Origin of the sequence: Stenotrophomonas sp. S39 (genome assembly GCF_016624665.1) — a bacterium.
Lineage (GTDB): Bacteria > Pseudomonadota > Gammaproteobacteria > Xanthomonadales > Xanthomonadaceae > Stenotrophomonas.
The window spans coordinates 1-10,467 of the sequence record NZ_JACVTT010000122.1 but is presented as its reverse complement, the minus strand read 5'-3'; the positions used below and the strand labels follow the sequence as shown (position 1 = coordinate 10,467).

General features: G+C 68.2%; 10 protein-coding genes. 4 read left to right on the top strand and 6 right to left on the bottom strand.

The window, feature by feature from the left end; genetic code table 11:
- Positions 1–62: 62 nt before the first annotated feature.
- The 3 genes from IAE41_RS20455 to IAE41_RS20445 all read right to left on the bottom strand — a co-directional run bounded on the left by IAE41_RS20455 (position 63) and on the right by IAE41_RS20445 (position 2,743).
- Positions 63–1,628 carry a YdiU family protein gene (locus IAE41_RS20455; RefSeq protein ID WP_200734366.1) on the bottom strand — a complete coding sequence of 522 codons (1,566 nt, stop codon included), beginning with the start codon at positions 1,626–1,628 and terminating at the stop codon, positions 63–65.
- A gap of 31 nt (positions 1,629–1,659) precedes the next feature.
- Complete coding sequence (locus IAE41_RS20450; RefSeq protein WP_079221582.1) at positions 1,660–2,349, bottom strand: glutathione S-transferase; 690 nt, start codon at positions 2,347–2,349, stop codon at positions 1,660–1,662.
- Positions 2,350–2,533: 184 nt separating this feature from the next.
- Complete coding sequence (locus IAE41_RS20445) at positions 2,534–2,743, bottom strand: cold-shock protein (RefSeq protein ID WP_004153307.1); 210 nt, start codon at positions 2,741–2,743, stop codon at positions 2,534–2,536.
- A gap of 304 nt (positions 2,744–3,047) precedes the next feature.
- On the opposite strand from IAE41_RS20445, the gene IAE41_RS20440 reads away from it, so the two are divergent.
- Positions 3,048–3,536, top strand: coding sequence for a YaiI/YqxD family protein (locus IAE41_RS20440; RefSeq protein ID WP_200734365.1), 489 nt, complete (start codon positions 3,048–3,050; stop codon positions 3,534–3,536).
- A 28-nt stretch (positions 3,537–3,564) separates the two neighbouring features.
- On the opposite strand, the gene IAE41_RS20435 is transcribed toward IAE41_RS20440, so the two are convergent.
- Together IAE41_RS20435 and IAE41_RS20430 are read right to left on the bottom strand one after the other, a co-directional pair.
- The gene (locus IAE41_RS20435) at positions 3,565–4,452 is read right to left on the bottom strand and encodes a pseudouridine synthase (protein ID WP_200734364.1); all 888 of its coding nucleotides are present in this window, start codon (positions 4,450–4,452) and stop codon (positions 3,565–3,567) included.
- Positions 4,449–4,811: a hypothetical protein gene (locus tag IAE41_RS20430; protein WP_200734363.1), complete on the bottom strand. Its 363-nt coding sequence runs from the start codon at positions 4,809–4,811 to the stop codon at positions 4,449–4,451. Before IAE41_RS20430 ends, IAE41_RS20435 begins: the two co-directional genes overlap by 4 nt.
- A 122-nt stretch (positions 4,812–4,933) precedes the next feature.
- On the opposite strand from IAE41_RS20430, the gene IAE41_RS20425 reads away from it, so the two are divergent.
- From IAE41_RS20425 to IAE41_RS20415, 3 genes are all read left to right on the top strand, one after another.
- Complete coding sequence (locus IAE41_RS20425; RefSeq protein WP_200734362.1) at positions 4,934–5,482, top strand: YaeQ family protein; 549 nt, start codon at positions 4,934–4,936, stop codon at positions 5,480–5,482.
- The gene (locus IAE41_RS20420; protein ID WP_200734361.1) at positions 5,479–6,663 is read left to right on the top strand and encodes an NAD(P)/FAD-dependent oxidoreductase; all 1,185 of its coding nucleotides are present in this window, start codon (positions 5,479–5,481) and stop codon (positions 6,661–6,663) included. Before IAE41_RS20425 ends, IAE41_RS20420 begins: the two co-directional genes overlap by 4 nt.
- 91 nt (positions 6,664–6,754) lie before the next feature.
- Positions 6,755–8,824, top strand: coding sequence for an EAL domain-containing protein (locus tag IAE41_RS20415; RefSeq protein ID WP_200734360.1), 2,070 nt, complete (start codon positions 6,755–6,757; stop codon positions 8,822–8,824).
- A gap of 84 nt (positions 8,825–8,908) precedes the next feature.
- Here IAE41_RS20415 and fabV read toward each other — a convergent pair whose 3' ends face one another.
- Entirely contained in the window at positions 8,909–10,168 is a 1,260-nt protein-coding gene (fabV, locus tag IAE41_RS20410) for an enoyl-ACP reductase FabV (RefSeq protein WP_079221575.1), read from the bottom strand.
- Positions 10,169–10,467 lie beyond the last annotated feature (299 nt).

The following is a 10,467-nucleotide window of genomic DNA, read 5'->3' as shown; positions in this document are numbered from 1 at the left end:
TTGCCGGCCAGCGGCCGGCACTACCGCAGGTGCAGGGCTGCAAGCCCTGCAGAAGAAACCTCCTACGAACTGCAGGACAGCATCGAGCAGCCCGCGCGGTCATCCGCCCACGCCGGTCGCTTGCCGGCATAGTGCTCCAGCCCCGGGCGTTCCGTGTACGGATCACGCAATACGTCCTGCAGCGCGTGCACGCCTCCCAGGTCGCCCTGCTCTGCCCGGTCGATCGCTTCCTGCGCCAACCAGTTGCGCAGCACGTACAGCGGATTGGCCGCCGCCATCTTCGCCAGGCGCGCATCGGCCGCAAGCGGATCGACACGCAGCCGCGCGGCGTAGTCCTGCAACCACTGCTGCAGCGGCACCTGCACCGCCTGCCGGCGTGCTTCGTCGTAGTACACCGCTTCGAGCACACCCGCATCCGGCGCCGCCGCGTCCACGCGCATCAACGCGCGCCAGGCCAACGTCATGTCCATGCCGCCGTCCTGCAGCAACTGCTGCCAGCGCAGGTAGAGCTGCAGGTCTTCATCATCGGCGGCGGCCAGGCCCAGCTTGGCGGCGGCATCGCGGCGCGTGCAGGCGACGAAGGTGGACTGGAACGCGGCCAGACCGGACTGCAGCGGCTGCACGTCGGCGAACAGCGGCGACAGTGCCTGCGCAAGCCGGTTGAGGTTCCAGTACGCCACCTGCGGCTGGGTGCCGAAGCGGTAGCGGCGGCCCTGGGCGTCGGTGGTGTTGGGCGTCCAGTCCGGGTCGTAATCCTCCACCCAGCCGTACGGGCCGTAGTCGATGGTCAGGCCCAGCACGGACAGGTTGTCGGTGTTCATCACCCCGTGCACGAAACCGACCCGCATCCAGTGCGCCATCAGCTCGGCGGTGCGCACGGCGATCTGCGCGAACCAGTCGCCGTACAACGCCTCGCCCTCGCCCTGCAGCCCGGGGAAGTCGCGGGCGATGCAGGCCTCGGCCAGCTGCCTCAGCAGCGCGGTCTCGCCGCGGGATGCCGGCAGTTCGAAGGTGCCGAAGCGGATGAACGACGGCGCGACGCGGCAGACGATGGCGCCCGGCTCGGCGCGCGGGTGGCCGTCGTAGAACATGTCGCGCACCACGTCTTCGCCCGTGCCGACCAGCGACAAGGCGCGCGTGGTCGGCACGCCCAGGTGATGCATCGCTTCGCTGCACAGGAACTCACGGATGGACGAGCGCAGCACGGCACGGCCATCGGCGCCGCGCGAGTACGGGGTCGGCCCGGCGCCCTTCAGCTGCAGCTCCCAGTGCCGGCCATCGGCCGCCACCAGTTCACCCAGCGAAATCGCCCGGCCATCGCCCAACTGGCCCGCCCAATGGCCGAACTGGTGGCCACCGTAGTTGGCTGCCCATGGCTGCATGCCTGCGTACAGCGCGTTGCCGCCAAATACCTGGGCAAAGTCTTCGCCTTCCACGTCTGCCGCTTCCAGGCCCAGCAGCGCGGCCACGTCCGGCGACCAGGCCAGCAACGCGGGGGCGGCCACGGGGGTCGGCATCACCGATGACCATGCGGCGCCGCGCACTTCGCGGCGGCGCGGGCCGCTCTCGGGGTCGCCCGGCAGGGCGCTCAGCAGGCGGTTGTCGAAACGGGGGGCGCTGGTATCCATCCCCGCAGGATGGGGGCGGCAGGGCCGCTCCTCAATCGCCGCGCAGGGCCTGCAGGGCGCCGCCGTGCGCCTCGGCGCGCCGGTAGGCCGGGCGCTCGCCGATGCGCGCAAGGAAGCTGCGCAGGGCCGGCTTGTCGTCCAGGCCGCCCCCACGGGCTGCAGCCGCCTGGATCGGGAAACTCATCTGGATGTCGGCCGCGGTGAAACGGTCACCGGCGAACCAGGGGCTTTCGGCCAGCCGCCGCTCCATCCAGTCCAAGTGCAGGCGCCGTTGCGGACCAATGAAGCTGCGCTCGGCCTTGTCGGCAATGCCGCGGGCAATCGGCCGGGCGAAGAACGGCATCGGCGCGCTGCGGATGCGGCCGATCACCAGGGTCAGCAGCAGCGGCGGCATCGCCGAACCTTCGGCGTAGTGCAGCCAGTAGCGGTAATCGATGCGCTCGGCACCGTCGGCCGGTACCGGCGACGGCGAGAACTGGCGCCCGGTGTCGTAGCGGTCGACGAGGTAATCGAGGATCGCCCCGGACTCGGCCAGCACCAGATCACCATCCTGCAGCACCGGCGATTTGCCGAGCGGATGGACCTGGCGCAGCTCCGGCGGCGCCAGCAGCGTCTTCGGATCGCGCGGGTAGCGCCGCAGCTCGTAGTCCAGCCCCAGCTCCTCCAGCATCCACAGCACGCGCAGCGAACGGGAGTTTTCCAGGTGGTGGACGATGCGCATGGGGATGATCCTTGGGGGGAAGTTCATCCTACCGCGCCGGGTGCATGCCCCTCGTAGAGTCGAGCTTGCTCGACTGCCGTGCAGAAGCAGTCGAGCAAGCTCGACTCTACGAAACAGCGGGCAATAAAAAACGCCGGAAGCTTTCGCTTCCGGCGTTTCTGGCTACCAAACGGTAGCAGACGGATTAGACCGCCTGCACCTGGTCAGCCTGCATACCCTTCTGGCCCTGGACGGCGATGAAGGTAACCTTCTGGCCTTCCTGCAGGGTCTTGAAGCCGGTGCCCTGGATGGCACGGAAGTGCACGAACAGGTCCGGGCCGCTTTCCGGGGTGATGAAGCCGAAGCCCTTGGCGTCGTTGAACCACTTGACAGTGCCGGTCTGACGATCAGACATAGTTACTAACTCCTGAAACACATGTTGAAAAAAATCGCAGCCACCGGGTATCGGGGCCGAGACTGAGTTGCAGGCGTTGGTAAAGCGGATCGATGAGCGGATCGTGAGATCAACTGCACCAGGCCACGATTCACGGTGACCCTAGCAAACACAGTGGGTCGAACGATACGCGTGTTTTCAGGAAAAAGCGATAGCCCCTACATTCAGCCGCATCCCCTGCCCGGCTAGGCGTGACAAGGGCTGGCAGCCGATCGAGGCTAAACCCGAGCCCCCATTCAGGTTTTTCCTACCCTACACTGGGTAGATGACTGAAGCTGAAACCCCCGCTGAACACGGGCATCCGAGGATCTGGGTCGATGCCGACGCCTGCCCTGTTGTCATCCGCGACATCCTGTTCCGCGCCGCCGAGCGGGTCGGCCTGGAGCTCACCCTGGTCGCCAACCAGTGGATCCGCACACCGCCCTCGCGCTGGCTGCGCTCCCTCCAGGTGCCACAGGGCCTGGACGTGGCCGACAGTGCCATCGTCGAGCGGGTCGCCGCCGGTGACCTGGTGGTCACCCAGGACATCCCGCTGGCTGCGCTGGTGCTGGAGAAGAAGGCCGTCGCCCTGAACCCGCGCGGCCAGCTGTACACCGCCAACAACATGGCCGAGCGGCTGTCGATGCGCAATTTCATGGAGGAACTGCGCGGATCGGGCGTACAGACCGGTGGCCCGCCGCCGCTGGGCCAGCGCGACCGCCAGCTGTTCGCCGCCGAGCTGGACCGCTGGCTGGCCCGGATCAAGCCGCGGTGATCAATCCGCAGTGATCAGGCCCCGCTGATCAGACCGCGTCGGCCGGGCTGTCCGGCGCCTGCAGCGAACGGTCACTGCTGAACACCCGGCGCTGCCCGTCCAGCGGATCCTGGAACGCCAGGGCCCGCGCCAGCAGCTGCAACGGCGGCGCCCACAGCGGATCCGCCGCTGGCTGCAGCTGCGGATAGAGGTCATCGCCGAGGATCGGTGCGCCCAGCGCCGCCATGTGCACGCGCAGCTGGTGCTTGCGCCCGGTTTCCGGCCGCAGCCGGTAATGCCAGACCGCCGCGTCGGCGGCGATCACTTCCACCCGGGTGCGCGCGTTTGGCTCACCCGCTGCCTCGGCCATGCGGAAGAACGGCTCGCCCGCCACGATCCGGCTCCGCCGCTCCAGCGGGAACTGCAGGCCCGGCAACGCGGGCGCCAGCGCCTCATAGGTCTTGTCGATACGCCGTTCGCGGAACAGCCGCTGGTAGGCATCGCGCGAATCGGGCCGCTGCGAGAACAGGACCAGCCCTGCGGTGAGCCGGTCAAGCCGGTGCAGCGGCACCAGGTCCGTGTTGCCGGTGCGCGCCACCAGCCGCGCCAGCAGGGTCTCGCGCACGTAGCCGCCTGCGGGCGTGACCGGCAGGTGGTGCGGCTTGTCGGCCACCAGCAGGTGCTCATCCTGGTACACGATGCGCTCGCTGAACGGGATGCACGGTTCGTCGCTGACCTCGCGGAAATAGACGATGTCCAGCCCGACCTGCCAGGGCTGGTCCGGCGCAAGTGCCCTGCCCTGCGCGTCCTGCACCCGGCCCCGGGCGAAACGGTCCTGCCACTGCCCGCGGCCGATGCGCGGGAAGCGCGCACACAGTCCATCAAGCAGGCACGCCCAGTCACCCGGCGGCAGCTGCAGGCGGCTGGGCAGGCTCATGGCGTGGCGGGCTCCGGCGCCGGCAGCGTGGCCGCGTCCAGCACCTGCCAGCCATCGCGCTCCATGCCGTCGCCCAGGCCATCGCCCAGCGCCGCCAGAACCAGCGCACGCATCACCGCCGGCCGGTGCAGGTTGATCCAGGTGCCGTCGGCCATGCGCAGGCTGCCGTGGTCCAGCCCGGCCTCACCGGCCAGCCGCCGCTGCGCAGGGGCGCTGCTGAAGCGCATGCGCAGCCGGCGCCCGGGCGCATAGGCGGCGAACACCACGCTGGCGGGCAGCGCACCCGCCGCGGATGCGCGGACGCTGCAGACGAAGTCGGCGTCGGCAATACGGAGACGGCGGATCGAGGAACGGGGCATGCGCGGGCGACAGGAGGGAAAGCACCGCCAGAGTGCCATCGTTGACGCCCGGCAGACACCCTGGCGACGGACACCCTTACAGCAAACCTCTATCATGGTCGTCTTTAGTCCACGGATTCCCCATGGCCCTCACCGCCACCATCCGCAAGGCCGAGTTGCAGATCAGCGACATGGATCGCGGCTACTACGCGACCCACAACCTGACCCTGGCCCAGCACCCGTCGGAAACCGACGATCGCCTGATGGTGCGCCTGCTCGCCTTCGCCCTCAACGCCGATGACCGCCTGGAGTTCGGCCGCGGCCTGAGCACCGACGACGAACCGGACCTGTGGAACCACGATTACACCGGCGACATCCTGCAGTGGATCGACCTGGGCCACCCGGACGAATCGCGCGTGCGCAAGGCCTGCAACCGCAGCCGCCAGGTGCAGGTGGTGAACTACGGCGGCAACGCGTCCGATATCTGGTGGAACAAGCAGGGCAAGGGCCTGGCCCGCTTCGACAACCTGTCGGTGGTCGACCTCGACGGCGCCTTCGTCGAACAGTGGGGCCAGCAGATCCAGCGCGCCATGCGTTTCAGCGTGCTGATCCAGGACGGCGAGGTGCAGCTCCTCAACGACCAGATCCAGCTCGACATCATTCCGAACTGGCGCAAGCGCGCCAAGGCATGAGCACGATCCGCTGCGACGTGCTGGTCATCGGTGCCGGCGCAGCCGGGCTGATGACTGCGATCACGGCCGGCCAGCGCGGCCGCCACGTGCAGGTGATCGACCACGCCAACAAGGTCGGCAAGAAGATCCTGATGTCCGGTGGTGGGCGCTGCAACTTCACCAACACCGGCACCACGCCGGCCAACTTCCTCTCGGCCAACCCGCATTTCTGCAAGTCGGCCCTGGCGCGCTACACGCCGTGGCACTTCATCGAGCTGGTGGACAAGCACCGCATCGCCTATCACGAAAAGGAACTGGGGCAGCTGTTCTGCGATGTCTCGTCCAAGCAGATCGTGAAGATGCTGGTGGACGAGTGCCAGGCGGCCGGCGTGCAGATCCGCACCGACTGCAGCGTGCAGCGCATTGAACACGGCAGCGATGGCTTTCGCGTGCACACCACCGATGGCCTGTTCCATTGCGCCTCGCTGGTGGTGGCAACCGGCGGCCTGTCGATCCCCAGCATGGGCGCCACCGGCTTCGGCTACGAGGTGGCCCGCCAGTTCGGCCACCAGATCCTGCCCACCCGCGCCGGCCTGGTACCGCTGACCCTCAGTGGCACCCACCAGGAGCGGCTGGCCGACCTCAGTGGCGTTGCCCTGCCCATCGAGGCGCGCTGCAACGGCAAGCACTTCCAGAACTTCATGCTGCTGACCCATCGTGGCGTCAGCGGGCCGGCCATCCTGCAGATTTCCTCGTTCTGGCAACCCGGCGATGCCCTGGAACTGGACCTGTTGCCGGGCCAGGACGCGACCGAGTGGCTGCGGCAGATGAAACGCGACCGGCCGGCGGCCGAACTGCGCACGGTATTGGCCGAGGTGCTGCCCAAGCGGCTCGCCCAGCGCCTGTGCGAGCACTGGCTGCCGGACCGCCCGGTGCGGCAGCTGGACGAACCGGTGCTGCGCCAGGCCGGGCAGCTGCTGGGCGCTTTCCCGCTGGTGGCCAGCGGCACCGAAGGCTACCGCACCGCCGAAGTCACCCTGGGCGGCGTGGACACGGCCGAGGTCTCGTCGGCCACCCTGGAGTCCAAGCGCGTGCCCGGCCTGCACTTCGTCGGCGAGGTGCTGGATGTGACCGGCTGGCTGGGCGGCTACAACTTCCAGTGGGCCTGGGCCAGCGGCCATGCCGCCGGCAGCGTGGTGTGAACCGCATCGCCGTTCCAACCCCGCAAGGGGCGAGCGCATGGACGGACCGCCGCGCATCGTGTATCTAGATTTGCAGATTGGGGAGCAGTGCATGCAGAACGCGAACGACATCACCATCCGGCTGCTGATCGTCGATGACAGCGGCGAGAACGCCGAAGCCATCGTCAGCACCCTGCGCAACAGCGGCATCGCCGTGCGCCCGTGGCGGCCACAGGATTCGGCCGAGCTGTCGCAGGTGCTGGCCAGCCAGGCCATCGACCTGGTGCTGGCCTCGCCGTCGCAGGGCATCCCACTGCCGCTGGTGGCCCAGCACATCGCCGCCAGCGGCAAGGACATCCCGCTGGTGCTGCTGGCCGATCACATCGACGAAGACGAACTGGTCCAGGCCAGCAGCAACGGCGTCCGTGCCCTGGCGCTGCGCCAGCGCAATGAGCACCTGCTGGCGGTGGTCCGCGACCAGTGGGTCGACCTGCAGGCGCGCCGTGGCCTGCGCCGCATCGAGGCGCAGATGCGCGAGACCGAGCGCCGCTGCGACGCGCTGATCGCCTCCTCGCGCGACCCCATCGCCTATGTCCACGAAGGCATGCACATCCGTGCCAACGATGCCTATCTGGAAATGTTCGGCTACGAGGACTTCGACGAGGTCGAAGGCATCTCGCTGCTGGACATGGTCGCCGCCCAGCACGTGGACAGCTTCAAGCAGCTGCTGAAGTCGCTCAGCCGTGGCGAGGCGCCGCCGCCGCAGTACCAGCTGGATGCGCGCCACCAGGATGGCAGTGCGTTCCCGGCCACCATGGAATTCACTGCCGCCACCTACGAAGGCGAATCCTGCCTGCAGGTGGTGTTCCGCCGCCGGCTGGAACTGGACACCGAACTGGCCCGCGAGGTCGAGGACCTCCGCCAGCGCGACCAGGTCACCGGCCTGCTCAACCGCCCCACCTTCATGCTGCAGGTGGAAGATGCCGTGGCCCAGGCCGGCCGCAGCGAGGGCCAGTTCGGCCTGCTGCTGGTCGAACCGGACCACTACGCGCGCCTGATCCCCGATATCGGCCTGGCCTCGGCCGACACCCTGATCGGCGCGATGGCCGCGCTGCTGGCTGACGTGGTGGGCGAGGATGCGCAGATGGCGCGCTTCGGCGAGCACAGCTTCGCCGTGCTGCAGGCCGGCGCCTACGCACAGACCCTGGCGCTGGCCGAGCGCATCCGCGAAGCCTTTGCCGCGCACGTGTTCACCATCGGCGCACGCTCGGCCACGGTCACCGTCAGCCTCGGCGGCGTGCAGGTGGGCGAGAAGATCGCCAGCATCGGCCAGGTGCTGGCGCGTGCCAGCGAGTGCGCGCAGGCTGCGGCCGCGCTGGGCAACACTTCGCGCATCTTCGACCCGGCTGCGGTCGACCGCATCGAGGAAGAGCGCGTGCAGCGCTGGGTCGCGCGCATCCGCGAGGCGCTGGCAGGTGACGGCTTCCAGCTGCATTACCAGCCGGTGCTGAACCTGCAGGGCGAGCCGCTGGAGCTGTACGAGGCCTACCTGCGGCTGGAGCACAACGGCGAGCTGCTCAGCCCGACCGCCTTCCTCGGCATTGCCGAGGAGCATGGCCTGCTGGGCGACATCAACCGCTGGGTGGTCTCGCAGGCCATCGACGTGCTCGGCGCACGCGCCCGTGCCGGCCATGACACGCAGATCCTGGTCAAGGTCACCCCCGAGTCGTTCGACGACCCCAGGATGATCGCCACCCTGCGCCAGCAGTTGCAGGCCCAGGGCGTACCGGGCGAACGGCTGTGGCTGCATGCGCCGGAGGTCAAGGTCTTCACCCACCTGCGCGCCGCCCAGCAGTTCCTTGCCGACGTCGCCCCGCTGGGTTGCCGGATCGGCCTGGAGCAGTTCGGTTCGGGGCTGGATTCGTTCCAGCTGCTGGCCCACTTCGAGCCGCAGTTCCTCAAGCTGGACCGCGGCTTCACCAGCGACCTTGGCGCGACCCGCGAGAACATCGACCGCATCAGCCAGATCACCGCACGTGCGCAGGAAGCCGGTATCCGCACCATGGCCGAGTTCGTCAGCGATGCGAACTCGATGACCCTGCTGTTCAGCGCAGGCGTCGATTACGTGCAGGGCGAGTTCGTCGGCCCGGCGCTGCCGTCGATGAACTTCGATTTCGGCTGAGTCTGATACTGGTAGTGCCGGCCGCTGGCCGGCAACCACCCATACCCGCAATGCCGGCCAGCGGCCGGCACTACCTCAGGGCTGTCAGGTCAGGTCGACCAGGTTGGCGATCTTGACGTCCGGGTTGACGTCGGCCTCGTAGTCAACGCCGTCCACGCCGAAACCGAACAGGCGCAGGAAGTCGGCCTTGTAGCCGGCCAGGTCGCTGATCTCGTAGAGGTTCTCGTTGGTCACCTGCGGCCACAGCTCCAGCACCTTGCCCTGCACTTCCGGGGCCATTTCCTTGTAGTCCGCACGCAGGCGGCCTTCCTCGTCCACCAGGGCGACCGTCCGGCCCTGGCCATCGACCAGGTCGTGGCGCAGGCGGTCGACAGCCACGCCGTCCGCCTTGCCGCCGTAGAGGATGTCGTACAGCACGTCGAGCTGCTCGATGCAGCCTTCGTGCGTGCCCTGCGCCTTCATCACCTTGAACAGCAGCGACAGGTACAGCGGCATGGTCGGAATAGCCGAGCTGGCCTGGGTGACCACGGCCTTGAGCACCGACACGCGCGCGTCGCCGCCGATCTTCGCCAGCGATGCGCGCAGGCCCAGCACCTTGTCGTCCAGATCCTTCTTGGCCGCGCCGATCGAACCGTTCCAGTAGATCGCCTGGGTGATCTCTTCGCCCACGTAGGTGAAGGCGGTGGTGGTGCAGCCGTTGGCCAGCACGCCGGCCTCGGACAACGCATCGATCCACATCTGCCAGTCTTCGCCACCCATCACCGCGACGGTGCCGGCGATCTCCTCAGCCGTGGCCGGCTGCAGGTGGGTCTCGGTCAGCACTTCCTTGTCGGTATCCAGGCCGCGCAGGACGATCGGCTCGCCGATCGGCTTCAGCGTGGAGCTGATGATCTCGCCGGTCTTGGGGTGCTTGCGGCGCGGCGCGGCCAGGCTGTAGACGACCTGGTCGACCTGGCCGAGGTCGGCCTTGATCATCTCGATGGCCTTGGCCTTCACTTCATCGGAGAAGGCATCGCCGTTGATGCTCTTGGCATACAGGCCGGCTTCGTCGGCGTACTTGTGGAACGCCGCGGAGTTGTACCAGCCCGCCGTGCCCGGCTTGGTCTCGCTGCCCGGGCGTTCGAAGAAGATACCCAGGGTGGCAGCGCCGCTGCCGAACGCGGCGGTGATGCGCGCGGCCAGGCCGTAGCCGGTGGAGGCACCGATGACCAGCACGCGCTTGGGGCCGTTCTGGATCGGCGGGCGGGCGCGGATGTAGTCGATCTGCTGCTTGACCGCGGCCTCGCAGCCGGTCGGGTGGGTGGTGACGCAGATGAAGCCGCGGACGCGCGGTTTGATGACCATGGATACCTCGGGTTGGCAGATGCGGCGCACGGGGCGCTCAGCAGGAATACGGGCGCGCGCAGGTGCGCGCGAACCGCAGGATCGTAGTGCGCGGGGGAAGATTGCACAACCGACGCTGGCGTAGGGTGGGGTTTGTTTCTGCAGGGCTTGCAGCCCTGCACCTGCTGGATCAACGTCAACGTCAAAAGCTGGGTTCCTGCGGGGTGGCGGGACGGGTCCGGTTGAGGGGGACGCCGTGAACCCATCCCTGAAGTGACCCCCGGGAGTTGGACACCTGATCCGACCCCGAGGGTTACATG

Excerpts from the sequence above, each read along its gene's own strand:
- IAE41_RS20455 (WP_200734366.1), bottom strand. The coding sequence starts at position 1,628 with ATGGATACCAGCGCCCCCCGTTTCGACAACCGCCTGCTGAGCGCCCTG.
- IAE41_RS20440 (WP_200734365.1), top strand. The coding sequence starts at position 3,048 with ATGACTGAAGCTGAAACCCCCGCTGAACACGGGCATCCGAGGATCTGG.
- IAE41_RS20420 (WP_200734361.1), top strand. The coding sequence starts at position 5,479 with ATGAGCACGATCCGCTGCGACGTGCTGGTCATCGGTGCCGGCGCAGCC.
- IAE41_RS20445 (WP_004153307.1), bottom strand. The coding sequence starts at position 2,743 with ATGTCTGATCGTCAGACCGGCACTGTCAAGTGGTTCAACGACGCCAAG.
- IAE41_RS20425 (WP_200734362.1), top strand. The coding sequence starts at position 4,934 with ATGGCCCTCACCGCCACCATCCGCAAGGCCGAGTTGCAGATCAGCGAC.
- IAE41_RS20415 (WP_200734360.1), top strand. The coding sequence starts at position 6,755 with ATGCAGAACGCGAACGACATCACCATCCGGCTGCTGATCGTCGATGAC.
- IAE41_RS20430 (WP_200734363.1), bottom strand. The coding sequence starts at position 4,811 with ATGCCCCGTTCCTCGATCCGCCGTCTCCGTATTGCCGACGCCGACTTC.
- IAE41_RS20435 (WP_200734364.1), bottom strand. The coding sequence starts at position 4,452 with ATGAGCCTGCCCAGCCGCCTGCAGCTGCCGCCGGGTGACTGGGCGTGC.
- IAE41_RS20450 (WP_079221582.1), bottom strand. The coding sequence starts at position 2,349 with ATGCGCATCGTCCACCACCTGGAAAACTCCCGTTCGCTGCGCGTGCTG.
- fabV (WP_079221575.1), bottom strand. The coding sequence starts at position 10,168 with ATGGTCATCAAACCGCGCGTCCGCGGCTTCATCTGCGTCACCACCCAC.